General features: G+C 64.8%; 24 protein-coding genes and 3 pseudogenes. 9 read left to right on the top strand and 18 right to left on the bottom strand.

Annotated features, from left to right (window positions below; translation table 11 throughout):
* Positions 1-415: 415 nt before the first annotated feature.
* Positions 416-961, top strand: coding sequence for a tetratricopeptide repeat protein (locus OU995_RS07410; RefSeq protein WP_267834893.1), 546 nt, complete (start codon positions 416-418; stop codon positions 959-961).
* 104 nt (positions 962-1,065) lie between these two features.
* Here OU995_RS07410 and OU995_RS07405 read toward each other — a convergent pair whose 3' ends face one another.
* The 7 genes from OU995_RS07405 to OU995_RS07375 form a co-directional block, all read right to left on the bottom strand.
* A complete protein-coding gene (locus tag OU995_RS07405; RefSeq protein ID WP_267834892.1) occupies positions 1,066-1,356 on the bottom strand; it encodes a DUF493 family protein in 291 nt (96 codons plus the stop codon).
* Positions 1,357-1,379: 23 nt separating this feature from the next.
* Complete coding sequence (locus OU995_RS07400; RefSeq protein ID WP_267834891.1) at positions 1,380-2,261, bottom strand: aminotransferase class IV; 882 nt, start codon at positions 2,259-2,261, stop codon at positions 1,380-1,382.
* Between the two features lie 272 nt (positions 2,262-2,533).
* Positions 2,534-3,694 (bottom strand): D-alanyl-D-alanine carboxypeptidase family protein, encoded by a 1,161-nt coding sequence (locus OU995_RS07395; protein WP_267834890.1) that lies wholly within the window; start codon positions 3,692-3,694, stop codon positions 2,534-2,536.
* A 26-nt stretch (positions 3,695-3,720) separates the two neighbouring features.
* The gene (locus OU995_RS07390) at positions 3,721-4,359 is read right to left on the bottom strand and encodes an alpha/beta hydrolase (RefSeq protein ID WP_267834889.1); all 639 of its coding nucleotides are present in this window, start codon (positions 4,357-4,359) and stop codon (positions 3,721-3,723) included.
* A 13-nt stretch (positions 4,360-4,372) separates the two neighbouring features.
* A complete protein-coding gene (locus OU995_RS07385; protein ID WP_267834888.1) occupies positions 4,373-4,696 on the bottom strand; it encodes a (2Fe-2S) ferredoxin domain-containing protein in 324 nt (107 codons plus the stop codon).
* Entirely contained in the window at positions 4,693-5,901 is a 1,209-nt protein-coding gene (locus OU995_RS07380; RefSeq protein WP_267834887.1) for a VanZ family protein, read from the bottom strand. The genes OU995_RS07385 and OU995_RS07380 overlap by 4 nt, the downstream gene beginning before the upstream one ends.
* 13 nt (positions 5,902-5,914) lie before the next feature.
* On the bottom strand, positions 5,915-6,343 hold the full coding sequence (locus OU995_RS07375) for a CopD family protein (protein WP_267834886.1): 429 nt from the start codon (positions 6,341-6,343) through the stop codon (positions 5,915-5,917).
* A gap of 231 nt (positions 6,344-6,574) precedes the next feature.
* Here OU995_RS07375 and hemB point away from each other — a divergent pair, with 231 nt between their 5' ends.
* Positions 6,575-7,579 carry a porphobilinogen synthase gene (hemB, locus tag OU995_RS07370; protein ID WP_267834885.1) on the top strand — a complete coding sequence of 335 codons (1,005 nt, stop codon included), beginning with the start codon at positions 6,575-6,577 and terminating at the stop codon, positions 7,577-7,579.
* A 12-nt stretch (positions 7,580-7,591) separates the two neighbouring features.
* Positions 7,592-8,731 carry a CorA family divalent cation transporter gene (locus tag OU995_RS07365; RefSeq protein ID WP_267834884.1) on the top strand — a complete coding sequence of 380 codons (1,140 nt, stop codon included), beginning with the start codon at positions 7,592-7,594 and terminating at the stop codon, positions 8,729-8,731.
* Between the two features lie 171 nt (positions 8,732-8,902).
* Here OU995_RS07365 and ybeY read toward each other — a convergent pair whose 3' ends face one another.
* Entirely contained in the window at positions 8,903-9,343 is a 441-nt protein-coding gene (gene ybeY, locus OU995_RS07360; protein ID WP_267834883.1) for an rRNA maturation RNase YbeY, read from the bottom strand.
* Between the two features lie 524 nt (positions 9,344-9,867).
* Positions 9,868-10,839 (bottom strand): annotated as a pseudogene (locus OU995_RS07355) (PhoH family protein); the annotation flags it as partial.
* A gap of 181 nt (positions 10,840-11,020) precedes the next feature.
* Between OU995_RS07355 and OU995_RS07350 the strand changes: the two are divergent.
* From OU995_RS07350 to ruvB, 4 genes are all read left to right on the top strand, one after another.
* On the top strand, positions 11,021-12,403 hold the full coding sequence (locus tag OU995_RS07350; RefSeq protein WP_267834882.1) for a sensor histidine kinase: 1,383 nt from the start codon (positions 11,021-11,023) through the stop codon (positions 12,401-12,403).
* Positions 12,404-12,607: 204 nt separating this feature from the next.
* Positions 12,608-13,261, top strand: a complete 654-nt coding sequence (locus OU995_RS07345; RefSeq protein ID WP_088453502.1) for a response regulator — start codon at positions 12,608-12,610, stop codon at positions 13,259-13,261.
* 34 nt (positions 13,262-13,295) lie between these two features.
* The gene (gene ruvA / locus OU995_RS07340) at positions 13,296-13,865 is read left to right on the top strand and encodes a Holliday junction branch migration protein RuvA (RefSeq protein WP_267834881.1); all 570 of its coding nucleotides are present in this window, start codon (positions 13,296-13,298) and stop codon (positions 13,863-13,865) included.
* Between the two features lie 15 nt (positions 13,866-13,880).
* Positions 13,881-14,942, top strand: coding sequence for a Holliday junction branch migration DNA helicase RuvB (ruvB, locus tag OU995_RS07335; protein ID WP_267834880.1), 1,062 nt, complete (start codon positions 13,881-13,883; stop codon positions 14,940-14,942).
* A 239-nt stretch (positions 14,943-15,181) separates the two neighbouring features.
* On the opposite strand, the gene OU995_RS07330 is transcribed toward ruvB, so the two are convergent.
* The 3 genes and pseudogenes from OU995_RS07330 to OU995_RS07320 form a co-directional block, all read right to left on the bottom strand.
* Positions 15,182-15,577 (bottom strand): PIN domain-containing protein, encoded by a 396-nt coding sequence (locus OU995_RS07330; RefSeq protein ID WP_267834879.1) that lies wholly within the window; start codon positions 15,575-15,577, stop codon positions 15,182-15,184.
* The gene (locus tag OU995_RS07325; protein WP_267834878.1) at positions 15,574-15,816 is read right to left on the bottom strand and encodes an AbrB/MazE/SpoVT family DNA-binding domain-containing protein; all 243 of its coding nucleotides are present in this window, start codon (positions 15,814-15,816) and stop codon (positions 15,574-15,576) included. Before OU995_RS07325 ends, OU995_RS07330 begins: the two co-directional genes overlap by 4 nt.
* 59 nt (positions 15,817-15,875) lie before the next feature.
* A pseudogene (locus OU995_RS07320) lies at positions 15,876-16,181 on the bottom strand (SOS response-associated peptidase family protein); the annotation flags it as partial.
* A 151-nt stretch (positions 16,182-16,332) separates the two neighbouring features.
* Here OU995_RS07320 and OU995_RS07315 point away from each other — a divergent pair.
* Positions 16,333-17,393: pseudogene (locus OU995_RS07315) on the top strand (transposase).
* 114 nt (positions 17,394-17,507) lie between these two features.
* Here OU995_RS07315 and OU995_RS07310 read toward each other — a convergent pair.
* The 6 genes from OU995_RS07310 to OU995_RS07285 all read right to left on the bottom strand — a co-directional run bounded on the left by OU995_RS07310 (position 17,508) and on the right by OU995_RS07285 (position 23,721).
* Entirely contained in the window at positions 17,508-18,482 is a 975-nt protein-coding gene (locus OU995_RS07310) for a porin (protein WP_267834877.1), read from the bottom strand.
* 393 nt (positions 18,483-18,875) lie between these two features.
* Entirely contained in the window at positions 18,876-19,043 is a 168-nt protein-coding gene (locus OU995_RS07305) for a hypothetical protein (RefSeq protein WP_267834876.1), read from the bottom strand.
* A gap of 145 nt (positions 19,044-19,188) precedes the next feature.
* Complete coding sequence (locus tag OU995_RS07300) at positions 19,189-19,863, bottom strand: histidine phosphatase family protein (protein WP_267834875.1); 675 nt, start codon at positions 19,861-19,863, stop codon at positions 19,189-19,191.
* Positions 19,864-20,187, bottom strand: a complete 324-nt coding sequence (locus tag OU995_RS07295) for a DUF1840 domain-containing protein (protein WP_267834874.1) — start codon at positions 20,185-20,187, stop codon at positions 19,864-19,866.
* 49 nt (positions 20,188-20,236) lie between these two features.
* Positions 20,237-22,447 (bottom strand): putative bifunctional diguanylate cyclase/phosphodiesterase, encoded by a 2,211-nt coding sequence (locus OU995_RS07290; RefSeq protein ID WP_267834873.1) that lies wholly within the window; start codon positions 22,445-22,447, stop codon positions 20,237-20,239.
* Entirely contained in the window at positions 22,444-23,721 is a 1,278-nt protein-coding gene (locus OU995_RS07285) for an HD-GYP domain-containing protein (RefSeq protein ID WP_267834872.1), read from the bottom strand. The genes OU995_RS07290 and OU995_RS07285 overlap by 4 nt, the downstream gene beginning before the upstream one ends.
* A 191-nt stretch (positions 23,722-23,912) precedes the next feature.
* On the opposite strand from OU995_RS07285, the gene pcaF reads away from it, so the two are divergent.
* A complete protein-coding gene (gene pcaF, locus OU995_RS07280; protein ID WP_267834871.1) occupies positions 23,913-25,112 on the top strand; it encodes a 3-oxoadipyl-CoA thiolase in 1,200 nt (399 codons plus the stop codon).
* Positions 25,113-25,295 lie beyond the last annotated feature (183 nt).

Raw genomic sequence — 25,295 nt, 5'->3', positions numbered from 1 at the left:
GCGATGCCCGTCGGCATCGCGAGGATTCGCAACGCAGCACGGGCGCGAAAGACGCGGTTTCATTGGTAGGAACTTGTGGGACAGCACACTAGGATGCGGCTTATCTGGACTTTCGGGGCGCATCATGAAGCTGGGATTCTCGAAATTCTCCAACCGCCGATGGGCAACGCGCGGGGATGCGAGCCCTGCCGCAGCGCAGTGGCGCGCCGCGCCGCAGGGCCTCCGGGCGCTGTTGTGCGCGGGCCTGGTGGCATGCGTTGCGGCTGCTCCTGCGGTCGCCACTGCAGCGCGGCCACTCATGTCTGGGCCGCCCTCTTCATCGGCTTCCGGCCCAGCCACCAGTGGCGCCACCGCGCCCCGCGCTGCGACGTCAATCACACTGGATACTGCCCTGGATGCTTATGCGCGCGGACGTATGCGACAGGCCGAGCGCCAATTCGGCGAACTGGCGGCCCGGGGGGAGGCCTTGGGGGATTACAACCTGGCCATGATGCATCTGCGTCGCGAAGCCGCCCGACCGGACCTGGCCCTCGCGCAGCAATTGCTCAAGCGTGCGTCCGAGCGCGGCCTGGTGCGGGCCGAACTGGCTCTCGGTCAGTTTTATGAAGAAGGTGTGCTGGGCACCCGAGACCTCGTCCAGGCCCAGTCCTGGTACCTCAAGGCGGCCGATCACGGCAGCGTGGACGCTCAGGTGGCGGTGGGGACGGCCTTCTATCTTGGCCGGGGCGCCGAGCGCGACATGGGTGAAGCGGCTCGCTGGTATCGCGAAGCGGCCAAGGGTGGGGATGTGGGCGCTCAGTACCTCATCGGCTCGATGTACGAAACCGGGCTGGGGGTGGACAAGGATCTGCGCCTGGCGAGCTACTGGTACGCAGCGGCGGCGGGCAACGGGGATGTGGCCGCCAAGGCCAAGGTCAAGGTGCTGGCGGATCAACTGTCGGCGGAGGCCTCATCGATCTGAGGCGGTGTCTCTGTCGAGGGGCCAGGCCGGTTCAGGCTGAGTCAGCCGGGACCGGAGGCCTCGGCACGGGTGCCGAGGCGATGCAGGAGGGATGCTTCAGCGGATCAGAACACCACCTTGACCATCGGATGCGTGGTCAGGGTGCGATACAGCTCGTCCAGTTGTTCCCGGCTGGTGGCGGTCACGGTGATGGTCACACCGAGGTAGTTGCCGCCCTTGCTGGGGCGGTGTTCCACGGTCGAGGCATCGAAGCTGGGATCGAACTGGCGCGCAATCGACACGATGGCCTCGGCAAAGCCTTCCACATGCGCGCCCATCACCTTGATGGGGAACTGGGACGGATACTCGATCAGGGACTGTTCGGGCGGGATCGGGGCATTAAAAGCGCTGGTCATGATGACATCCTACTTGGTGATGGTCAGACACTTTGCAAGAGCTTGGCCCGTTGGTAGGCCTCGTACAGCCGGGCATACACCGGGCCGGGCCGGCCTCGTAATGCGCCATGGCCCACCGGCTCATGGTCCAGACGGGTCACTGCCACCACTTCCTTCGTGGCCGAACTCAGCAGGATCTCGTCGGCCGTGGCCAATTCGGTTTCTGCAATCGGGCAGAGGTTGTAGGCCAGCCCCAGTTCCTCGCACAGCTCGGCCAGCAACCCCACCCGCACTCCCTCCAGCAGCAACTCCCCCGGCGGCGGCCCCAGCAGGGCGCCGTCACGGACGATCCACACATTGCTGGCGGACGCCTCAGTGAGATAGCCGTCGCGAATGAGCAATGTCTCATCCGCGCCCTGGTCGGCGGACATCTGGCGGGCCAGCACATTGCCCAGCAGCGAAATGCTCTTGATGTCGCCGCGCTGCCAGCGGAAGTCCCGTGCCGTGACCATCGACAGCCCCTGATGGCGCTGCTCGGGCGTCAAGGCGCGCTGCGGGGAGCTGTAGACCAGCACGGTGGGTTCCAGGTCCTTGGGCATCACATGGTCACGGGGCGCCACGCCCCGTGTCACCTGCAGATAAATCCACTGATCTTCGTGGTCGGGCAAATGCTGAATGAGGCTGCGGAACAGATCGATCCAGGCTTCCCGCTCATAGGGATCCTCGATGCGCAGGGCCTTCAGGCTTCGACCTAGTCGGCTCAGATGGTCCTGAACGCGAAACAGGCGCCCGCCATACACGGGAATCAGCTCATACACGCCGTCCCCGAAGAGGAATCCCCGGTCCATCACCGGCACGCGGGCTTCGCCCAGCCGGCCGAGATGGCCATTGAGATAGCAGGGCAGCTCGGTCCAAGGCGTGGTCATCAGCGGTTCTCCCGTGCAACGCGTGACTCATTATCAACTTGTGGCAATGGTCGGCAACCTTGGTGCGGTGGGCCGCATCCAGCGTTCGGCGGGATGGCGCGATGACGGGCGGTGGGTGGGTGAGAAAAGGCCCTGCGCTTTCCGGCGTGGTCCTCTGAGCGTCGGTCAACCGCCCCCAGCCGGCAGGCTCGCCCTTTTTCATACGCACAGCAAAACGCCACCCGCAGGTGGCGTTCTGAGCGTTCAACGCTGAAACAACGAGGACGCCCCGATCACTTGATCCACAAGCGAATGGCATCCCAGGCGCGGCCGAAGATCCCTGCCAGCGGCACTTCCTGCTGCACCACCAGCGGCACTTCCGCCACCGTGGCGCCTCCGGACGTGGTCACCTTCAGGGTCCCCACGCGTTGCCCGGCTGTCAGCGGGGCCACCAGTGGGTCGGTCCGTTGCACTTCCGTCTTCAGCTTGCCGCCTTCTCCGCGCGGCACTGCCACATACACCGCACCTGCGGCACCCAGCTTGGCTTCCGAGCTGGTGCCCTTCCACACCTGCGCGGTCGTGATGGCCTGGTTGGCGTCAAACAGTCGCACCGCATCAAAGGCTGCATAACCCCAGTTCAGCAGCTTCTGGCTCTCGGTGGCGCGCGCCTCCTTGGACGCCGTGCCCATCACCACGCTCAGCAGACGACGCTTGCCGTTGGGCACATCGCGCTGCGCGCTCGCGGCCAGGCAATAACCGGCGGCATCGGTAAAACCCGTCTTCCCGCCGTCCACGGTCGGATCGCGCGTCAGCAGCAGGTTCCGGTTGTACTGGCGGATCTTGTTGAAGGTGTATTCCTTCTTCGAGTAGTAGTCGGCGTAATACTGCGGAAAGTCCTGAATCACATGGGCGAAGACCACCGCGATGTCCCGCGCGCTGGTCTTGTGACCTGCTTCGGTGATGCCGGTCACGTTCTTGAAGCTGGTGTTCTTCAGCCCCCACGCCTGCGCCTGACGGTTCATCAGCGCCACGAACTGCTCCACCGACCCGGCCACGCCTTCCGCCAGGGCCACCGACGCGTCATTACCGGACTGGATGATCATCCCGCGCAGCAGTTCGTCCACCTTCGGTGTCATCGTTGTATCGATGAACATCAGCGACGGATCGCCCTTGCGCTCCTCCCACGCCCGCTTCGAAATCGGCAAGGTCTGATCCAGCGTCAGCCGCTTCGCCTTCAGCGCGTCAAACACCACATAGGCGGTCATCAGCTTGGTCAGCGACGCCGGATCCTGCGGGGCATCGGCATCGCGCTCGGCCAGCGTCTGATGCGTCGTCAGGTCGATCAGCACATAGTTGCGCGCCGCAATCTCAGGCGGCTGCACCTGTGCAGAGGCGGCCACGGCGGTCAACAGGCCCGTGGCCAATGCCATCAAGGGGGCAAGGAATCGTTTCATGCGGGAAAAGTCCTCAGGTGCGTGCTTCAGACGGGTGCAGTCCCGACGGGATGCCAGCTGCGCAGCACCAGGTTCTTGAGCAGCGGCAACTGCCCATGGAAGAAATGCCCGACGCCGGGCACCACGATCACCGGCAACGCCTGTGGGCGCGCCCAGTCCAGCACCGCAGTGAGCGGCACGACATCGTCTTGTTCGCCGTGGATCACCACGGTGGTGGCGGGAACGGTGGCCACGCCGAACCGGCTGGCCGCAGGGCCCACCAGCAGCAGGCGCTCCGCTGGCGTGTCCAGCCGCAAAGCCGCCTGGGACGCCACAAAGCCCCCGAAAGAAAATCCAGCCAAAGCCAAAGGCAGCGATGCATCGCGGAAGGCCGCCACCACGGCCAGCGCGTCGTCGACTTCACCCCGGCCTTCATCCCAGCCGCCTTGCGACTGCCCGATGCCCCGGAAATTGAAGCGCACCGCGCGATAGCCCAGCTGCAGGAACCCGCGCGCCACCGTCTGGACCACCTTGTTGTCCATCGTGCCGCCCTGGGTCGGGTTGGGATGGCAGATCACCACCACGCCGCGCAGCGACTGGCCCTCGGCCAGTACGGGTTCATCAATGGCGCATTCGATCTCGCCGGCCGGTCCGGCCACCTGCCGGCGCTGGGTCTGTGCATTCATGCAGCGGCTCCGCTCAACGGCCGACGTGATCCGGAAGAACCAGACGGTCCACCACTTCGCCGTTTTTCAGATGGCGTTCGACGATCTCGTCGATGTCGGTGTTGTCCACGAAGCTGTACCAGACCGCGTCCGGATACACCACCGCCACCGGCCCACCGGCACAGCGGTCCAGACACCCGGCCTTGTTCACCCGAACACCGCCTTTGCCGGCCAGGCCTTCGACCTTGACCCGCTTCTTGCAGTGATCAAACGCCTCCTGCGCGCCGTGCTGAGCACAGGCGTTTTCGCCTTCGCGCTGGTTCAGGCAGAAGAAGATGTGACGCTGGTAATAGCTCATGGCGCCATTGTAGGGTCGGGGTTTTCACCAGCCGCTGAAGTGTGCGATCTGTCACGCGCCGATACGTCCGCCGTGGGCAGGTCCAACCGCGACCGCAGCGGGGACGGCGACGAATCGCTCTGCGTCACCCCATACAGCAGCCACGCCAGCGCCGCGAACGGCCACAACCAGCCCACCCACTGCGCCAGCCCATACAGATTCACAAAGCGGCCCTGCTCCCAGGCTTGCAGGCTTTCCGCCAGATAGGGGTCGGCGGGGGCCTCCGACATCAGGGCGATCAGGGCGGTCAACACCACCAGCCCCCAGGCGGCATTGGCCCGACGCGACAGGAACGCCGCCAGCAGGGCGAGCACGGCGCCGGCCATCAAGCCCGGCCAGGTGGTGGTGGTGAACCAGGCCCAGGCATGGTCCGGCCCAAAATTCAGGACGGTGGAAAACGCGGTCGCCGCCAGACCCAGACAGCCCGCGCCCACCACCAGCAGCATCCGCCGCAGCCAGCCCGCACGGGCCACGGACAGGGCCAGCAGGCAGGGCGCCAGCAAGCCCATGGCAATCGCAATGGCTTCCAGCCCCGGCGGCAGCGGCAGGTCGATGACGGATTCGTCGGGCATCAGTTCCCAGGGGGTGCCGGCCAGCACCTGCTCCGCCAGTTCCCTCAGGCGCGGAAACAACTGTCCCAGGCCCAGCGGCACGGGCGCCGGATACAGCAGGCCCACCGGCCAGACGGCCAGCAAGGCCAGCGCGCCGGCACTGTGCGGCACGAACCAGCGTTCCCGCCAACCGTCCCAGCGCTCCAGCCCGCCAAAGCGATGCAAGGCCCAGGCGGTGGCCCCGCCCAACCAGGCGCCTGCGCTGTTCAAGAGAAAATCCGCCAGCGAAGGCACACGGCCCGGCAGGAAGTACTGCAGCGTCTCCATGGCAAACGACAGCAGCGGCAAGCCTACCCCCACCAGCAGCAGCGCCGGCCACAGGCCCTTGCCGCTGCGCAGCACGGCAGCAAAACACAACAGCCCCAGCGGCCAGTACCCCACCACATTGGTCCACAGATCAAACCGGATCCAATAGCGGGGCCAGGGCAGGCCCACGATGCCGGGCCAGGGCAGGCTGGGGGGGAGGCGCCAGGGCCAGAACGGATACAGGCTCGCGTAGATCACCAGCACCAAATAGCCCAGAGCGAGCCAGGTGGCGGAGCTTCGCCGGTGCACGATCCGCTTCCGGTCAGAACGGCTTGACCACCACGAGGATCACGATGGCCGCAAACAGCAGCACCGACACCTCGTTGAACACCCGATAGAAGCCATGGGTGCGCTTGTTCGCCAGATGTTCAAAACGACGTAGCATGGCGCGGCAGACGTGGTGGTAGCCGATGGCCCCCACCACCAGGGCCAGCTTGGCATGCATCCAGCCGTTGCCAGGGCCGCGCCCGATGCCGTAATACAGCCAGAGCGTGGCCCCGAAGGCCAGGGCCAGCACCATCAGGCCGCTGCTGAAGCGGTAGAGCTTGCGGCCCATCAGCAACAGGCGTTCGCGTTCCGCATGGCTATCCGCAGGAACCATGGCCAGGTTCACCAAAATGCGGGGAAGATAGAAGAGGCCGGCAAACCAGGCGGCCACGAAGATGATGTGCAGCGCTTTGATCCAGAGCATCTGTGCATTATCAACGCGGCGAAAAAAAACCCCGGCTTCACAGCCGGGGTTAGAAAGCCTTATCGCTGTCATCACGCTAAGGCTCCTGCTCAGGGAGGAAAAGCAGGGAATGACAACCGTGCGGCTATCATTCAGGAGCGACTTTAACAGATCTGTCGAATTTCCGTAGCTACGTCTTTCTACGTAAGTCCCCCCATACCGGTGGAATTTCTCGCAAATTTCACGACAAACATGCAATTGCCAGCCCCCTACCCCGCCAGTCGCCCGCGCCGTTTGCGTCGGGACGCCTTCACCCGCGCCCTGGTGCGGGAGCACCGCCTGCACGCCAGTGACTTCATCTACCCGGTGTTTGTCCACGAGGGCGAGAACCGGGTGGAGCCGATCAGCTCCATGCCGGGCGTCTCCCGGCTGAGCCTGGACCGTTTGCTGCCGGTGGCCGAGGAATGCGTCAAGCTGGGCATTCCGGTGCTGGCGCTGTTTCCCGCCATCGAGGCGCAGTTCAAGACGCCGGACGGCATCGAAGCCACCAATCCGGACGGGCTGGTCCCCCGGGTGGTGCGCGCGCTCAAGCAGCACTTCCCGGAACTGGGCGTGCTGACCGACGTGGCGCTGGACCCCTACACCAGCCACGGCCAGGACGGTGTGGTGGATGAGCAGGGTTACATCCTGAACGACCGCACGGTGGACCTGCTGACCCAGCAGGCGCTGGTCCAGGCCCAGGCGGGTGTGGACATCGTGGCGCCCAGTGACATGATGGACGGTCGCATTGGCGCCATCCGCAACGCGCTGGAAGGCGACCTGCATATCCACACGCGCATCATGGCCTACAGCGCCAAGTACGCCAGCGCCTTCTACGGGCCGTTCCGTGATGCCGTTGGTTCACGGTCCAACCTGGGCAAGGCGGACAAGAAGACCTACCAGATGGACCCGGGCAACAGTGACGAAGCGCTGCGCGAAGTCGGCCTGGATCTGGCGGAAGGCGCGGACATGGTCATGGTCAAGCCGGGCCTGCCGTATCTGGACATCGTGCGCCGTGTCAAGGATGAATTCCGCGTGCCTACCTTTGCCTATCAGGTCAGTGGTGAGTACGCCATGATCAAGGCGGCTGCGGCCAACGGCTGGCTGGACCATGATGCGGTGATGCTGGAAGCGCTGCTGGCCTTCAAGCGGGCGGGGGCTGACGGCATCCTCACCTACTTCGCCATGGACGCCGCCCGCCTCATTCGGGAAGCGTAAGACCGGTCGCGCATGCGCATCTTCCATCTCAGCGAGCACATCTACGAGGAGCTGTCCGAGCTGCCGCATGACCTGCCGGCGCAGGGCTTCCTCTGGATTGGGATGCCGCGCCGGGAGTTTGAGCTCCAGTTGCCCACCATGCAGCAGCGCCTGCAGCACTGGACCGGCGCGCAGCTGCTGGATCTGCACATCTCGGATCTGCTGAACCAGCAGTTGCCGTCCCACTTTGACTACACCAGTTGGTATGACCTGATGGTGTTCCGTCGTCTGGCGGCGCTGCCGGGGTCTTTGCCGGGTGGACCGGGTGGGGGCGGGGGCGGGGGCGGGAATGGTGGCGCGCCGACGGCGGACGAGGCCCCTCACACGGTGGCTTCGGCCGACCGGGCCTTCAAATCGATCGACACCAGCCCGGTGGGCTTTGCGGTGTTTGACCGGGTGCTGATCACGGTGCATCCGGGCGAGTGCTCGCTGCGGGACTATTTTGCGTCGAAGCTGGGCGCGCAGCAGGAAGGGCGGGATGTGCGAGGCAGCACCCGGCTGCCGACGAGTCCGGCGGAACTGATGCTGCGCATGGTGAACCACATGGTGGACAGCTATCTGGACCTGCGCCGGCTGCTGACCCGTGATTTGACGACCCTGCAGCAACTGCTGCTGGACCGCCGCAGTCATTTCCGGGACTGGAATGTGGTGCTGGTGGCGCGGGACACGCTCTCACGTCTGGAAGACATCTGTGAAGACCAGCGCAGTGCGGTGCAGGAATGGATTGATGCGCTGGGAGAGTGGCCGATGCGCAGCGAGCAGGAAGAACGCGAGCGGGAATTGCTGCGCGTGCGCTCGCGGGATGTGCTGGAGCATGTGGAGCGGGTGCTGACGCACGTTCGCCGGCTGGAGAGTTCGGCCGAGACGTCCGTCCAGATGCATTTCTCGCTGACGGGTGAGCGCACCAACAACATCATGCGGACGCTGACGGTGCTGACGGCCATTTTTCTGCCGCTGAACCTGATCACTGGCGTCTTTGGCATGAACTTCGACAACCTGCCCCTGATCCACCAGGCCACGGGCTTCTGGATAGCGGTCGCCCTCATGGCCGGCCTGGCCGTCGGCCTTGGCGCCTTCTTCTGGCGCAAACGCTACCTCGGCACCTCCAACTAACCCCGCACTGCCCACCACCACTCGCCCCGCGCCGGGGCTTACCTAGCCACACCCGCGGAACTGGCGCTGCCAGGCCGCCGGGTGGCGCCCCTTGGGGGCAGGAGCGCGAGCGACTGGGGGGCCAACAAACGACTGCGCCCCTCGGGGGCAGGAGCGAAGCGACTGGGGGGCTCAGCGATATGGATCAGCAAATCCGAGCGCCAGCATGATCTCCGTCTCGCGGGCCTCCATGCACTGGGCCTCGTCATCCTCTTCATGGTCGTAGCCCTGCGCATGCAAGGTGCCATGCACCAGCATGTGGGCGTAGTGCGCCGTCAGGTCCAGGCCCATCTCACGCGCCTCCCGCTCCACCACCTCGGCGCAGATCACCAGATCGGCGGCGACCACCGGTTCATGCGTGTAGTCAAACGTCAGCACATTGGTGGCGTAGTCCTTCTGCCGATATTCGAGGTTCAGGCTGCGGCCCTCCTCGGCATCCACGATCCGCACCGTCATCTCGCCGGGCAACTCCAGCGCTGCACGCATCCAACGCATCACCTTGTGACGCGGTAGCAGCGCCTTGTGGCGCGGGTCTGCAAACTGCAGGGACAGGCTCAGGTCCGGTTGACTCATCGCTTCCCGCCTCCCTTGCGGCTCGAAGTGCCTGCACGTGACCCGGCGGCCTTGGCTGGCGCCTGGACGGGTCTGGGCGTGGCGGCTGTTGCTCGGCCCTGGCCGGTGGATGTTGACGCAGGAGTCGCTCGCTTCTTGACTGCCCGGGTTGCTGCAGGGGCAATCACCCCTGCGTTCGTCTTCGCGGCGGGCTGGGACACCGTCTTAGCGGCTGTCTTAGCGGCTGGCTTGGTAGTCGTATTCGCTGCTGTCTTGGCGGCCGTCTTTCTGGTGGTCTGTGCAGCCGCCTTCGCAGGCGTCTTCGTAGCCGTCTTCGCAGGTGCCTTCGCAGCCCTCTTTGAAGCTGTCTTTGCAGCCGTCTTTGCAGCCCTCTTCGCAGCCGCTGGTTCTGCTGCTGCGGGTATGACTGTCTCCGTTTCTGCCGCCGTGGCTCGATGCGCCACCGCTGCCTGGGCCCCTGCTGCCCGAGCCGCTGCGGCCGCCTGGCCGCGAGCGTCCCGCGCCTCCTGGGCTTCCTGCAACTGCCGTGCGGACTGGCGTTCCTCATAAGCCTGGACGATGCGCGCCACCAACGGATGCCGCACCACATCGGCCCGTGTGAAGCGGGTCATGGCAATGCCTTCCACCCCCTCCAGCACCCGCTGCGCATCCACCAGCCCGCTGACCATGCCGCGCGGCAGGTCGATCTGGCTGGTGTCTCCAGTCACCACGCATTTGCTGCCGAAGCCAATGCGGGTGAGGAACATCTTCATCTGTTCCGGTGTGGTGTTCTGGGCCTCATCCAGAATGACAAAGGCATGGTTGAGCGTGCGTCCCCGCATGAAGGCCAGCGGCGCAATCTCCAGTTGCCCCTTCTCGAAGGCCTTGGTGACACGGTCAAAACCCATCAGGTCATACAGCGCGTCGTACAACGGCCGCAGATACGGGTCGACCTTTTGCGCCAGGTCACCGGGCAGGAACCCCAGCCGCTCCCCCGCCTCCACCGCCGGGCGGGTGAGGATGATGCGCTGGACTGACGAACGCTCCAGCGCATCCACCGCGCAGGCCACCGCCAGAAAAGTCTTGCCGGTACCGGCCGGGCCGAGGCCGAAACTGATGTCGTGCGAGAGGATCTGCCGCAGGTACTGATGTTGATTGGGCGTGCGGCCCGCCAGGTCGGCACGGCGCGTGCGCAGCACCACACCGCCATCCGCGCCACCGCCGCCCGCGCCGTTGGCATCCGCATTGGGGGCGCTGACGTCACCCGCCGCCTCCACAATCGCCAGCCGCAGGCTCTCCGGAGCGATGGGACGATCCGCTCGGGCATAGAGCGCTTCCAGCAGGCTCAGCGTGCGTTGTACAGCGGGCTTGTCGCCCTCGATCTGGAAGTGTTCAGCTCGATGGCTGATCCGCACATGCAGACCCACCTCGATGGCACGGAGGTGCTCATCCAGACTGCCGCACAGGTGCGAGAGCCGTTGGTTGTCTACAGGGGTGAAGGCGTGGCGCAGGTTCAAGACGGCCGAAGCTCCGTATTCAGGGGGGGTAAGCACGCTATTGTCGCCCGCGCGCGCCTTGGTGTGCGTTTCGACCTGCACAATCATCTTCATGCACCGCATCCCAGCAAACGACGGTCCTCGATTCCAGACATTCGTCGCCCCCGCCCCCTCCTCAGCCATGCCCCTCCCGACCCGCGCGATGACAGTGCTGCCCAGCGTCATTGGCGTCCTGGGTCTGTCCAGCGCCCCGGTCCAGGCGGCCCCCCTGCTCCCCCAGTCCTCGCCGCTGGTGATGGCCCATGCCCACCCGCTGGACTGGCTGATGGGCGGTCTCAATGCGATGGTGCTGAGCCTGGCTTTGGTCTTGGGGCTGCTGATCTGGCAGCGCCGTGCCCAACGCCACATCGGCTGGCTGGCCGGCCTGATGGTGGGCTGGGTGCTGCTGATCGGCGCGGCGCCGCACACGCCATGGCCGTCGGCCGTGGCCCTGGTGCTGGGGCCCTGGCTGGTCTGGATGGCGGTTCAATATCTCTTGCGTCGGGTGCGCCGACAGGACCGACGTCTGCGGCGCGTGCTGCTGCTGCAGGCCGTCATGCTGCCGCTGGCCCTGCTGCTGCCCATCCCCCCGGCCACGCTGGCCCTGCTGGCCAGTTGGTGGCTGGGCGGGCAATTGCTGGTGGCCATGGGTTGGCATGTCTGGCATCTGTGGCAGGACATGTTCTTGCCGACACTGGAAGAGCGATACCCGCGCACCGACTTCATCGTGACCTGCGCGCTGCTCGCCACTGGGGACCTGGCGGTGCTCGCCGCCTGGCTGCTGCCCGGGCGGGGGCTGACCAGCGTGCTGGCAGCGCTGTGCCTCATCGGCCTGGGGTTGCAGCGGGTCCGCGAGTTTTCACGCGCGCTGACCCAGGCAGAACTGCAGGTGCTACAGGGTGAACTGCGGATGCAGGAACGCATTGCGGAACTGGAGCGTCATTTCGACCAGGTCGCCGAGGCCAAGCTGGAGCAGGTCACCGAGCGCGAACGCAAACGGATCGCCGCCGACCTGCATGACGACCTGGGCGCCAAGCTGCTCACCATCGTGCACACCAGCGAATCGGACCGCATCTCCACCCTGGCCCGTGAGGCCCTGGAGGAAATGCGCCTGTCGGTGCGTGGGCTCACCGGCAAGCCGGTGCAACTGCTGGATGCCCTGGGCGATTGGCGGGCGGAAGTCGTCTCGCGATTGGCACAGGCCAACATCCTGGCGGAATGGAAATCGCCGGCCGAAGACATTGAACACACCTTCCCGGCCCGCGCTTATGTGCAGACCACCCGCATCCTGCGCGAAGCCGTGAGCAACATCATCAAACACAGTGGTGCCACCCATTGCGTGGTGGGATGTTCGGCCCAGGACGGTTATTTCTCGGTGGTGATTCAGGACAACGGCCAAGGCATTCCGCTGGAACTGGAAGGTCGCCTGGACAAGGGACACGGCATGGCCAGCATGAAGTCGCGTGCCAAGCAAATGCATGGTCAATGTCTGGTGGAATCCGGCCCGGGCTGGGGCACGGTGATTCGGTTGACCATTCCCTTGTGATCAATGGTGGCGCGGCCTCTCTTCCATTTCTCTCTCATTCCCCACCTTTGGGGGGGCCACCACCGTGACGCTTTACCCACGTCGGACGGCACGGGCGAGCGATTGGGGTAGGCATGCCGCCAAGAAAGCCGTAGTGTTGCATCGGGGCCCATTGCGTCTGCATCTGGGTTGTCCCTCCTGGAAATTGAGCAAGAATCGAGCGCCATGAATCACATCCTCCTGCTCGAAGACATTCCCGAAATCCGTGCCTGGTTGAAGGTCCTGATCAAACAGGTCTTTGCCAACGCGGTGGTCACCGAATGCTCCCGGGTGCAGGACGCCCTGCAGCAGGTCAACAGCCAGCGTTTCACTCTGGCGCTTCTCGATCTGGGCTTGCCGGATGGCTCCGGCGTCGAAGTGATTACCGCGCTGCGGGAAAAACAGCCCGAGGTGCAGTCGGTGATCGTCACCATCCATGATGACGACGAACATCTGTTCCCGGCTCTGCAGGCGGGTGCCTTTGGCTACCTGCTCAAGGAGCAATCGCGCGAACTGCTGGTGGAACAACTGCAGCGCATCAGCCAGGGTGAGCCGCCGCTGTCGCCCAGCATTGCCCGCAAGGTCATCGCCTACTTCACCTCCCAGCGCCGCCCGCAGGCCGCTGCCGTGCTGCATGAAGTCTCCCTGACCGACCGGGAAACCGAAGTGCTGCTGCGCGTGGCCAAAGGCTTCACCCTGCCGGAAATCGGCGTGCAGCTGGGCTTGTCGCGCCACACCATTGCCGACTACGTCAAGCAGATCTACCGCAAGCTCAATGTGAGCTCCCGCGCCGAAGCGGCGCTGGAAGCCCAGCGCCTGGGCCTGTTCGGCCGCAACTGACAAGGCACGCACGTCGGGCGCGGATAATGCCGACATGATCGGCAGACTGACCGGCGTCATCGCGGAAAAATCGCCCCCGCAGATCCTCATCGACGTCCAGGGCGTCGGGTATGAAGTCGACGTGCCCATGAGCACCTTCTTCAATCTCCCGGCCCTGGGAGAGCGGGCCAGCCTGCTCACCCATCTCTCCATCCGGGAAGATGCCCACGTCCTGTTTGGTTTCCTCACGGCCGAAGAACGCAACACCTTCCGCTTGCTGATCAAGATCAGCGGCGTCGGCCCGAAGATGGCGCTGTCGCTGTTGTCCGGCATGTCGGTGCCGGAGCTGGCGCAGGCGGTGTCCCGGCAGGAAGCCGGCCGGCTGGTCAAGGTGCCGGGCATTGGTAAAAAGACGGCCGAGCGGCTGCTGCTGGAACTCAAGGGCAAGCTGGGCCCGGACCTGGCCCTGCCGGTGACCGTAGCCAACGACAACCATGCGGACGTCCTGCAAGCGCTGGTGGCCCTGGGCTACAGCGAGAAGGAAGCCGGCGCCGCGCTCAAGAGCCTGCCGGCCGATGTGTCGGTCAGCGACGGCATCAAGCTGGCCATGAAACATCTCTCCTGACGGACTGAAGCGGCCATGAGCATCCAGACCGACGACTTCACCCCCGCCCCTCAGCAGGCGCGGCTCATCAGCGCCCATCCGGCGTCGCCCAACGAAGACGCCATCGAACGGGCCTTGCGTCCGAAGCTGCTGGACGAATATGTCGGCCAGGCGAAGGCCCGTGAACAGCTGGAAATCTTCATCGGCGCCGCCCGCAAGCGCGGCGAGGCGCTGGACCATGTGCTGCTGTTCGGCCCGCCGGGCTTGGGCAAAACCACGCTCAGCCACATCATCGCGGCGGAGCTGGGCGTGAACCTGCGCCAGACCAGCGGCCCGGTGCTGGAAAAACCCAAGGACCTGGCCGCCATCCTGACCAATCTCGAACGCAATGACGTGCTGTTCATTGACGAGATCCACCGGCTGTCGCCGGTTGTTGAAGAAATCCTCTACCCCGCACTGGAGGACTATCAGATCGACATCATGATCGGCGAAGGCCCGGCCGCCCGTTCGATCAAGCTGGATCTGCAACCGTTCACCCTGGTGGGGGCCACCACCCGGGCGGGCATGCTCACCAACCCGCTGCGGGACCGCTTTGGCATCGTCGCCCGGCTGGAGTTCTACACCGCTGAGGAGTTGCAGCGCATCGTCACCCGGTCGGCCGCCTTGCTGGGTGCGCCCATTGAAGCGGGCGGCGCACTGGAAGTGGCCCGCCGCTCTCGTGGCACACCGCGGATCGCCAACCGGTTGCTGCGCCGGGTGCGGGACTATGCCGATGTGAAGGGCGACGGCACCATCACCATCCCGATGGCCGAAAAAGCCCTGGCCATGCTGGATGTGGACCCCCAAGGTTTTGACCTGATGGACCGCAAGCTGCTGGAGGCGGTGGTGCATCGCTTTGACGGCGGCCCGGTGGGCCTGGACAACGTGGCGGCGGCCATCGGTGAAGAGCCGGGCACCATTGAAGACGTGATCGAGCCCTATCTCATCCAGCAGGGCTTTCTTCAGCGCACGCCCCGAGGACGCATCGCCACGCTGGCGGCCTACCGCCATCTGGGTGTGGCCCCACCGCGCCAGGCGGGTCAGCTGTTCGACGAATAGCCGAGCGCGATGAGCCGCTCACAGCGTTGAATGTTGTCAGGACGTACTCGGTGCCGCCCTGCAGACATCGCCATCATGTCCGTCTGTCCCGGCAAGTCAGACTCGCCGTAGATGACTAGATTCCTGGCGTGAGCGTCTGAGGTCGCATGAACAGCCATTGAACTTCCGTCGCGAAGTGACACCAGCCCCCGAAGCCACGCCTTCTCGATGCTGATGATCTGCTTCGAACACGCCTTTCCTTACTGAATCAGCGTCATGCCGGCAGTCTTCGCGGCGGCAGTGTCGAACGTCATCGTCTGCGCACAGCCTGCTGATGCGGCCATGCGCTCGATCAAGCAGTCCGCAAAATCCGCATTCCCCGCGCTGAAGGCGCGCAGCGCGCGAACAACATGCTCGGCCTGGTCCACGATGAGTTGTTTGGATCGGAGGATGACCGCCAGCGCCTGGGCAACCTGCGCCCGGCTCAAGTCATAGCTCGACGACAGCACCCACACCAGCTCGACAACCGACACAAGGGTGATGAAGCCTGGCGCTGTCGCAGACAGGCCCTCGACCAGCTTGGTGGCCTTTGCGGCCTGCTTGACGTCGTCCTGCATGATGTATCGGACCATCACGTTGGTATCCAGGCCGATCATCGTGCCGACGCTCCACGAGATGCAATGGCCAGGTTCATGTCCTCGATGGAGACGACCTTGGACGGCTTGCCGAACATGCCCTTCAACTCCGTCACCGAACGATTTGCAGCGACGAACAGGTACTGGCCGGGCTCGATCTGGACGAACTCCACCCGATCGCCAGCATCAACTGCCAGGGCATGCCGAACGTCGGCGGGGATCGTGATCTGGCCTTTGGATGAGATGGTTGCGGTGGTCATGCATTGAACTCCTGATGCGCCTTACTTTAATGTAAGGCGTCGAGATGCGCAAGCGCTTTTCAGGCTGCCAGCCGGTGTTCATAGTACGGCCGCTTGCGGTCATCCAGGACCGCGTAGAGGCTCGCCGGGTCAGCGCCGGCCGTGGTCAGCCAGGCGTCGATGTCCTCGGCTTTGATCGGCACGACGCAGCCGTCATGACCGGCGGCCGAGACCTCCGGCGGCGCCTCGTCTGTGATCGCCGCGAAGGACAGAAACTCTTCGCCATCAGCGCCGACCCAGCGCGACCACAAGCAGGCCACCAGCATAGGCACGCCGCCGGCGGGATCGAAGCGCAGCAACAGGTTCTCCGGCTGTTCGCCCTCGGCAGGTCCACCAGCCTGGCCAGGGCCTGCTCGATTTTGTTAGGTTCTTCGCCGAAGTTCGGGGAATAACGGGACGCGGAGGCGCCTGACCTGCTAAGTTGAAGCTGTCTATACTCTGCCCAATAGGGGGCAGCCATGGCCGCAACCCAGTGTATTGCTCGGCTCGAGCGCCTGGGAAGGCTACGAGATTGACCATGACGAGGAGGTCTGCCAAGCAGGCGTGACCTGGTGCGTGATCCATTTACGCCCGGCCAGGCGGACAGGACATCGCTGCAGCGCCTGCGGAGGGTGGTGCCAGTCAGTCCACGACCTGCAGACGCGCCGAGTCAGAGACCTGCCGCTGTTCGATGTTCCAGTCGAGCTTGTCGTGCCCAGGGTGCGTGTGCTGTGCCCACGATGTGGCCCTAAGCTGGAGCAGTTGTGCTGGCTGGAGCCGTATTCGAGGGTGACCGTGCGGCTGGCCCAGAGCGTGGCGCGGCTGTGCAAGGTGATGTCGATCCGTCACGCAGCCCAGTTCTTCGGGCTGTCATGGACCGCGGTCAAGAGAGGATCGACAAGCGGCATTTGCAGCGAGCCCTTGGACCCATCGATCTTGCTGGCGTGAGAGGGATCGCGATGGACGAGTTCGCCATCCACCAGGGGCACCGCTACGCCGAAGAGGTTCGCGCCCAATGCCCGCACGCCAAGATCGTGTACGAGCTGTTCCACGTCGTCGCCAAGTACGGTCGCCAAGTGATTGATCGGGTCCGTGTGGATCAGGCCAACAAGCTCAGGCACAACAAGGCTGCACGCAAGCTGATCAAGGGCTCACGCTGGCTGCTGGCGCGTAACCTTCAGAACGTGACCCGCCCGCAGGACTTGGTGCGGCTGAGGGACATGCTCAAGGCCAACAAGGCGCTCTTCACGGTCTATGTCATGAAGGACGACCTCAAGACGCTGTGGGACTACCGGCACAGCGGATACGCCGAGCGATTCTGGAAGCAGTGGTACGACAGGGCCATGCGAAGCCGGATTGAGCCGCTCAAGGCGTTCGCTCGCAACCTCAAGACTTATCTGCCTGGCATCCTGTCCCACTGCCGATGGCCCTTAGGAACCAACCTCGTCGAGGGCATTAACAACAAAATCAAGGTCATCAAACGTATGGCCTATGGCTACCGTGATGACGACTACTTCTTCCTCAAGATCCGGGCTGCGTTCCCCGGAGATCGGCGATGAACCAAAAAAAGGCGCCCCACACGGAGGCGCCTTTTTGCTGATCAGGCCCCGGACCCATCGTTCGGACGCTGTCCGAGCGTGCCAGGACCAGCGGGCGCTCAGCCCGCCGCATGATCAGAAGTTGTGGCGGATGCCGACGGCGAACGAGTTGAAGTCGTCAGCCTTGTTGGCGGTGGTGGCGTCCACAGCGGTGTAGAAGCCATACAGCTTGGTGCGCTTGCTCAGGTTGTAGTTGTAGCCCAGCGTGTATTGCTTGCCGCCGTTGCGACCACCATTGAAGGAGTAGCCACCGGCCTTGGTGCCGCCCACGTTCAGGTGGAATTCCGACTGGCCCACGGTATACATGCCGGACAGGCGACCGATGGTGCGGGTTTCCTTGGCGCCCAGGGACTGCGGCGTGCCGCTGTCTTCGCGCTGGACATAACCACCGAAGGTGAACGGGCCCAGTTCATACAGTGCGCGCACGGCGTACTGATTGGCGCTGCCTTGCTTGGTGTAGCCGGCACCCAGGTGCAGAGGGCCCTGGTCGTAGTTCAGCGCCACATCGTAGGCACGCTTGTCCACGCCTTCGCCAGCATGCAGGGATAGCTCGGCATTAAAGCCTTCCACGTTGGGCGTGAAGTAGGCGATCTTGTTGCTTTGGGGATTGCCGTTCGGGGTGAAGAAACCCACGCCGGAATACAGCGCATCGGACGAGGTGCCGGTGTCATGGTTGTGCATGGACACGTAGTCGGCGGTGGCGTAGTAGCTGCCGTTGGTCCAGCGGCCCAGGCGCACGGCACCGAAGTCACCTGCCAGTTGCACGCTGGCTTCGCGGTTCCAGAACTGCGAGCCACCGGTGGAGACACCGTTGTCCGAATTCAGGCCGTGCTCCAGGGCGAAGCTGGCCTTCAGGCCGCCACCCAGATCTTCGGTGCCCTTGAAGCCCAGACGCGAAGCGTTGTTCTGCAGCACCGAGACGCGATCGCCGTTGCCGGTCTTCTGGGACTCCATGGAGGTGTTGATACGCCCCCACAGCGTGACGGAGCTCTGGGCAAAAGCCGGGGCGGACAGTGCCGCAACGGCAGCAGCAATGGCAATCTTCTTCATATTCACCTTCATCTGTTGGAGAAAGTTGTCGCGAATGGCGCGAAGGGCGTACTGCAGAGTGTGCGGAGTATAGAAGTGCGTGGAACGCCCTCAGTGTGGCCGACGCGAAATTGCAACAGTTATCGGCTAGGGAATCGGTGAATGCATCAGGCCCCGTGCCATTAGGGCCTGACAGCCCAGAAGCCCCATCAATACGGCGATCCGGGCGATGGCCCCCGGCGGGTGGGCATGCCATAAAAAGAGGGCAGTGCCAGTCAATACGACAAAGAAGATTGGCGATCCAATGATTACGTGCGTTAGGGAAACCTCGGGGTCGAATAGCAATCGACTGTGGGGGTCATAGCCGTGCGCCATACGCGCACCGAACCCGGCACCCAATGCGCGGGCGCCCCCTCACAAACGCAAACGGTCTTGCCATCGCGGCAGTGACCGTGGATTTGTCAGCAGCTTGCCGTAGACCTGCCAATTGGCCACCAGGGGATTCCAGGGGGCCAGCACTTCGCAGATACCGTACACGCACGGCTCCTGCGGCAGTTCCTCCCCCATCACCGGGCTCAGCATGCGCTGGCCGGTGCTGCTGATGGCGTCATTGAGCCGTGCCGCTGTGTCTGCCGATCCAGCATTCCAGCCCGATCAGCAGCAGGAACATCGGGCTTGCCAGGTCAATGAATGACCTGGGCCTCGGCGGTCATGCTGAGGCTCAGGCTCAGGCGCGGGCCGGCTCGTTCCTGGGCATGAAGCCCGGCACTCCAGGATCATCCAGCGCGAGGCCCTGCAGATGATGGTCGTCGTTCCAGCCCACCAGGCTGAACCCTTGTGGCGTGTGCAGCAGCCGGTTGATGCTGGCATTGCCCAGCACCCAGCTGCGCGGCGCCTGCAGATCCACCCGTGTGGCCGCTCGGTAGAGGCAGTCCAGCACACCCCCATGGGCCACCAGCGCCACCGTCTGCCCGGCATGCGCTGCGGCAATCGCGGACGCGGCCTCGACGCAGCGGGCATAGAAAGTGGTGAGGCTTTCGCCGCCGGGCGGCTCGAAGGTCGGATCCCGCTGGCGCCAGCGCAGGGCGGACTCCGGCGCCTCGGCCTCGATGTCGGCCCACAAGCGCCCTTCAAAGCGGCCAAAGCTGCGCTCACGCAGGCGCGGGTCGGTGGTTACCACCAGCCCGTGCGGCTCGGCCACGGCGCGGGCGGTGGCGTGTGCACGGTCCAGGTCACTGGCGTAGACCGCATGGATCGTCTGGTCGGCCAGAGCCGCCCCCAGGCGCTGCGCCTGGGCCTGACCCAGGTCATTGAGCGGCAGGTTCAGATGGCCTTGCAGGCGCCCTTCGCGGTTCCAGGCGGTTTCTCCATGGCGTATGGCGAGGATCAGCGTCGGTTCCACTCAGACGCCCCAGACCACATCGGTATGGGCGGACGAGGCCGCCCGCATCAGCTCAAGCAGCGGCCACAGGCGCTGGCGCAACGCGACCTCCGGCGCGGGAGGCGGCTTGCGGCCCTCTGCCTGCGCCTCGGCCTTGGCCCGCTCATGGGCGTCCTGTTCCGCCTGAATGGCGGATTCGCCGGTCTGAATCAGGGCGGGCAGGTCTGCGGCCTGGAAGATGCCTTGTGGCGCCGGCTCACGACCCAGCGCCTGGAGGGCCTGGTCAAAGTGGGCCTGCAGCATGAGCACATCGGCCCCGGCCTTGGATTTGAATTTGTAGAGCACGCTTGTCTCCAGTCCGCCGAGTAGCGGCGGACATGCGTGCATTGTGCCCTCAGGCGCCGCGGACCAGCCGGACCGTCGGGCTGGCGCCGACCGCCTGCACGGCCGTGCCCGCCTTGACGGCAGCCACCGTCTTTGCGGGGATGGCCTCCGTGGGCTTGAACCGGTGTTCGAATGTGCGCGGGTCCAGGGCCGGTGCACACAGGAAGCCTTGATACTCATGGCAGCCGCAGCGCGCCAGGAAGTTCAGTTGCGCCTCGGTTTCCACCCCTTCGGCGATCACCTTCAGATTCAGCGCCCGGCCCATCTGCACAATGGCATTCACGATGCCTTCATCGCTGGCATCGCCGGGCAGTCCCTTCACGAAGCTGCGGTCCACCTTCAGGCGCTGGATGGGGAAGCGCTTGAGATACCCCAGGCTGGAATAGCCGGTACCGAAGTCATCGATGGCCAGCTGCAGACCCAGCTCGGAAAGCGCCTGCATGCGATGCAAGGCTTCGTCCGCATCACGCAGCAGCACCGATTCGGTCAGTTCCAGCTCCAGCAGCTCCGGCGGCAATTGCGCTGCGCGCAGCGCCTGGGCCACGGTGTCCACAAACTGCGGCTGCTGGAATTGCACGGCCGACACGTTCACCGCCACCGGCACCCGCAGGCCCTGGCGCAGCCAGTGCGCGGCCTGGTCCACCGCCTGCTGCAGCACCCATTGCCCGATGGCGACGATGAAGCCACTCTCCTCGGCCACCGGGATGAATTCGGATGGAGGCACATCGCCGCGATGCGGATCGCGCCAGCGGATCAGGGCCTCCGCACCGATCAACGCGCCGCTGCCCACCGCAATCTGGGGCTGGAAGTGCAGCCGGAACTCCTGCTCCTGCAGCGCCCGGCGCATGGCATGGTCCAGCCGCATGCGCGACAGCAGGTCCACATCCTTGCGGGGTTGATGGAAGCGGAAGGCGCTGCGCCCACTCTCCTTCACCCAGTGCATGGCGCGTTCGGCGCTGGCCAGCAGATCGTCGGCGCTGGCGCCGTCGCCGGGGAACAGGGCGATGCCGATGCTGCAGGTGACCGTGAAGCTCAGCGTGTCGAAACTGAACGGCCGGGACATGGCTTCCTGCACCCGCCGCGCGGCATGTTCCGCCCCGCGGGCATCCGCCTGATGGATCAGCAGCGCGAATTCATCCCCGTCCAGGCGGGCAACGGTATCCACCTCGCGCAGCGACTCCTTGAGCCGCAGGGCCACTTCCTTGATGACGCGGTCACCATAGGAATGCCCCAACGTGTCGTTGATTTGCTTGAAGCGGTCCAGGTCGACATTCAGCAGCGCAAACGGCGAGGTTTCACGGCGCGCCATGGCCTGCGCATAGTCCACCCGCTCCAGCAGCGCGCGGCGGTTGGGCAGGCCGGTGAGCATGTCGTTGTGGGACAGCTCCTCGATGCGCTGGCGGGCCGCCAGCTTTTCGCTGAGATCGCGGAAGGAATAGACCCGGCCGATCGGACGACCACGGCTCCATTGCGGCAGCGACACCCGCTCCAGCACCCGGCCGTCAATCAGCTTGATGTTGTCGCTGGTGTGCAGCAGCGGTGATTCCTGGATGGCGGTTAGCCGCACCGCATAGGCCTGGCCGTCCAGCACGCTGCGGCGCATCCAGGCCTGAACGGCCTCGTCATTCCGTTCGTTGAGCAGGTCTTCGGGAATGCCCCACAACGATGCCAGCCGCTGGTTGAAGCTGCGGATGCGCCCGGCCAGGTCGGTGACCAGAATGCCGTCGGCCGTGGATTCCAGCGTGGCACGCAATTCGGCCAGCAGGGTTTCGCGCTCTTCGTCGTGATGGCGCTGCTGGGTCTGGTCACGCATGGCCACCAGCCACAGGCCGTGGCCCTCCTGCTGCGGCACATGGCTGATGCGGCGCGACACCCACAGCATGCGGCCATCCGCATGGCGCATCATCGTGTCCGTGTGCAGCGGCTCGCGGCGGCCGATGGCGGCATCCATCCAGAACAGGGCGTCTTCCGGTGTGGAGGCCAGGGATTCGATGCTGCTGCCGATCAGGTCCCTGGCGTCCATGCCCAGCAGATGACGCGAGGCGGCGTTCACCGCCACCACCGCATGCGTGCGGGCACAGATCAGCCAGACGGCTTCCTGCAGACCATCGATCAAGCGCAGAAACGCCGGGTTGAGTGGCGCGGCCGGCATGGGGGGTGACGCCTCCGCCACCGGGCCCGGCACCAGCGTGGCGCCGCGAACAGGACGACGCGGACTCACGCCGCCAGCTCCCGGGGCTGCGCTGGCGTCGCAGGTTCGAAGAAATAGGCAATGCGGCCGCGAGGAGACAAATACTCCATCGATGCACGTGGTAGCTGTTGCGGCTTGAGGCTGCGGCGGATGCCGAGGTCGGGCAGTTCTTCCAGATTGAGGATCAGCGCCTCTTCACGCGGCACCTTGGCGTCGTGCACCATCACCCTGGGCTTGAGCGGGCGGGACGAATTCACCGCCACCACCAAGGCATAACGATCGTCGGTCAACTGCACCGCAGAGCCCGGCGGATACACCCCCATCATGCGGATAAAGGCATTGAGCATGGTGGCGTCAAAACGGCTGCGCCCCTGCGCGAACATCAGCGACAACGCTTCATGCGGCGTCATGGCCTTGGCCGCGATCAACGGATTGCACAGGCCGTCAAAACGGTTCACCAGGGCCACGATGCGGGCCAGGATGCTCATGCGGTCGGCATTCAGATGCTGCGGGAACCCGCTGCCATCGGCATGCTCATGATGCTGAGCAATGATGAGCAGCGGTGCGGCGCCCACGCCCATCTTCTGCGCCAGCACCACGCCCTTGGCCACGTGCTGCTGATAGGCCTGCACTTCGGCGCCGGTGAAGCTGTCGTCCCGATGGCGGAACCGCGGCGTCAGTTCCAGCTTGCCCACGTCATGCAGCAAGGCGCCCTGGCCGAGGTCCATCAGATCTTCATTGCCCAGGCCGAAGGCACGGCCCAGCAGCATCGAGATGATGGCCACATTCAGGGCGTGAGCCGAGGCGCGATCGCCCGCACCTTCGCTGAGCAGGCGAATGTTGATGTCGCCTTCCACCAGCATCTTGTCCAGCAGTGCGCGTGACAAAGCAGCGGATTGGTCGCGGGAGGTGACGGGATCGCGCGGGACCAGATCCATCAGGTCGCGCAGCGCGGCGGCAGCTTCCCCATACTGGCGCGCGCACAGCAGCAGCGCTTCCCGCTGCTGTGCCAACGCCAGACGGCGCTGTTCCTTTTCCGGGTCCACATCGGCGGCGGCGGCCACCGGTGCCTGCACCGCTGGTGCCGGCATCGGCGAGGCCTCCAGCGGCAATTCGCTGCGACTGGGGCTCCAGCGGACCTGCTTCAGGCCCAGCCGGCGAAGGATCAACAGCTGCTCGTCCGAGCTCAGCTTGAAGCTGCTCAGCGGAAACGGATGCGACATCCAGCCCAGATCCAGGTGGATGAACATCCCCACCTTGAGCTGGCTGACATCGATCAACGGATCGGCCACTTTTTCCTTCATTTTGAATCCACAGGGTCTTGCGCCCTCATCCTTGCTTCGGCTGGGCACGCTGTGAACTTAAGCCAATTTCGGGTCAGCAACACGAGCCGGCGGACGTTCCCACCACTTGCGTGCAACTTGTCACAGCTTTTTCGCCCTGCCCCCTATGATCGTTCCGGATCACCATTCTCATAAAGAAACCGGAGACTGTCATGTTCGCCTACATATGTGACGCACAACGAACGCCCTTTGGACGTTATGCGGGCGCTTTGTCGTCCGTTCGTGCGGATGATCTGGCTTCCATTCCCATCCGGGCGCTGATCGCCCGCCATGCGTCCCTGGACTGGTCCGCCGTGGACGATGTGCTCTACGGTTGCGCCAATCAGGCCGGAGAAGACAACCGCAATGTAGCGCGCATGGCAGCCCTGCTGGCCGGCCTGCCGGTCGAGGTGGGCGGTATGACGCTGAACCGTCTGTGTGGCTCCGGCATGGATGCGGTGGGAACGGCGGCGCGTGCATTGCGCAGCGGCGAGGCCCATCTGATGGTGGCCGGTGGGGTGGAAAGCATGAGCCGCGCCCCGTTTGTCATGCCCAAGGCGGAGAGCGCTTACTCGCGCAGCAGCGCGCTGTACGACACCACCATCGGCTGGCGCTTCATCAATCCGCTGATGAAGGCGCAATACGGTGTGGACGCCATGCCGGAGACGGCCGAAAACGTGGCGGCGGATTTCGGCATCGAGCGCGAAGCGCAAGACCGCCTGGCGCTGGCCAGCCAGACCAAGGCACTGGCCGCCCAGCGCAACGGCGTCCTGGCTGAAGAAATCTGCCCGGTCACGCTGCCGCAGAAAAAGGGCGACCCGATTGTGGTGAGCCAGGATGAGCATCCCCGCGAAACCAGTCTGGAAGCCCTGGCGCGTCTCAAGGGCGTGGTGCGCCCGGAGGGTACAGTGACAGCGGGCAATGCCTCGGGTGTCAACGACGGCAGCTGTGCCTTGCTGATGGCCAGTGAAGAGGGGGTGCGCCGCCACGGCCTGACACCCAAAGCGCGGTTGCTGGGCATGGCCACTGCCGGTGTGCCGCCCCGCATCATGGGCATCGGCCCTGCGCCGGCCAGCCGCAAGGTGCTGACTCAGGTGGGGCTGAAGCTGGAGCACATGGATGTCATCGAACTGAATGAGGCCTTTGCCGCCCAGGGCCTGGCCGTGCTGCGGGACCTGGGCCTGCAGGATGACGACCCGCGCGTGAATCCCAACGGCGGCGCGATTGCGCTGGGCCATCCCCTGGGGGCCAGTGGGGCCCGCCTGGTGGCCACGGCCGTGAACCAGTTGCAGCGCACCGGCGGACGTTATGCGCTGTGCACCATGTGCATTGGCGTCGGCCAAGGGATCGCGGTGGTCATCGAGCGGGTCTGACCCACCGCCCCCACCCCGGGGCGGCTTGCGCGCTGCCGTACGCGTAAGGCATGCATGAACAAAAGTCAGCGGAGGCTGAAAAATTGTCATGACATCGGTTCCATTGGCGCAAGCGGTAATCGCACATCGCGTGGGATACTGACGCCGTTAAGTGGCGCATACCGCTCATATATGAGTTGTATG

It is taken from the genome of Roseateles sp. SL47 (assembly GCF_026625885.1).
In the GTDB taxonomy this organism is placed as follows: Bacteria; Pseudomonadota; Gammaproteobacteria; order Burkholderiales; family Burkholderiaceae_C; genus Roseateles.
Note: the sequence above shows the minus strand (reverse complement) of the source record. Positions and strands in the feature narration are given on the sequence as shown.

Coding starts and splice junctions, on each gene's coding strand:
- OU995_RS07410 (WP_267834893.1), top strand. CDS start 416: ATGCGACAGGCCGAGCGCCAATTCGGCGAACTGGCGGCCCGGGGGGAG.
- OU995_RS07405 (WP_267834892.1), bottom strand. CDS start 1,356: ATGACCAGCGCTTTTAATGCCCCGATCCCGCCCGAACAGTCCCTGATC.
- OU995_RS07400 (WP_267834891.1), bottom strand. CDS start 2,261: ATGACCACGCCTTGGACCGAGCTGCCCTGCTATCTCAATGGCCATCTC.
- OU995_RS07395 (WP_267834890.1), bottom strand. CDS start 3,694: ATGAAACGATTCCTTGCCCCCTTGATGGCATTGGCCACGGGCCTGTTG.
- OU995_RS07390 (WP_267834889.1), bottom strand. CDS start 4,359: ATGAATGCACAGACCCAGCGCCGGCAGGTGGCCGGACCGGCCGGCGAG.
- OU995_RS07385 (WP_267834888.1), bottom strand. CDS start 4,696: ATGAGCTATTACCAGCGTCACATCTTCTTCTGCCTGAACCAGCGCGAA.
- OU995_RS07375 (WP_267834886.1), bottom strand. CDS start 6,343: ATGCTCTGGATCAAAGCGCTGCACATCATCTTCGTGGCCGCCTGGTTT.
- hemB (WP_267834885.1), top strand. CDS start 6,575: ATGCAATTGCCAGCCCCCTACCCCGCCAGTCGCCCGCGCCGTTTGCGT.
- OU995_RS07365 (WP_267834884.1), top strand. CDS start 7,592: ATGCGCATCTTCCATCTCAGCGAGCACATCTACGAGGAGCTGTCCGAG.
- ybeY (WP_267834883.1), bottom strand. CDS start 9,343: ATGAGTCAACCGGACCTGAGCCTGTCCCTGCAGTTTGCAGACCCGCGC.
- OU995_RS07350 (WP_267834882.1), top strand. CDS start 11,021: ATGACAGTGCTGCCCAGCGTCATTGGCGTCCTGGGTCTGTCCAGCGCC.
- OU995_RS07345 (WP_088453502.1), top strand. CDS start 12,608: ATGAATCACATCCTCCTGCTCGAAGACATTCCCGAAATCCGTGCCTGG.
- ruvA (WP_267834881.1), top strand. CDS start 13,296: ATGATCGGCAGACTGACCGGCGTCATCGCGGAAAAATCGCCCCCGCAG.
- ruvB (WP_267834880.1), top strand. CDS start 13,881: ATGAGCATCCAGACCGACGACTTCACCCCCGCCCCTCAGCAGGCGCGG.
- OU995_RS07330 (WP_267834879.1), bottom strand. CDS start 15,577: ATGATCGGCCTGGATACCAACGTGATGGTCCGATACATCATGCAGGAC.
- OU995_RS07325 (WP_267834878.1), bottom strand. CDS start 15,816: ATGACCACCGCAACCATCTCATCCAAAGGCCAGATCACGATCCCCGCC.
- OU995_RS07310 (WP_267834877.1), bottom strand. CDS start 18,482: ATGAAGAAGATTGCCATTGCTGCTGCCGTTGCGGCACTGTCCGCCCCG.
- OU995_RS07305 (WP_267834876.1), bottom strand. CDS start 19,043: ATGCTGAGCCCGGTGATGGGGGAGGAACTGCCGCAGGAGCCGTGCGTG.
- OU995_RS07285 (WP_267834872.1), bottom strand. CDS start 23,721: ATGAAGGAAAAAGTGGCCGATCCGTTGATCGATGTCAGCCAGCTCAAG.
- pcaF (WP_267834871.1), top strand. CDS start 23,913: ATGTTCGCCTACATATGTGACGCACAACGAACGCCCTTTGGACGTTAT.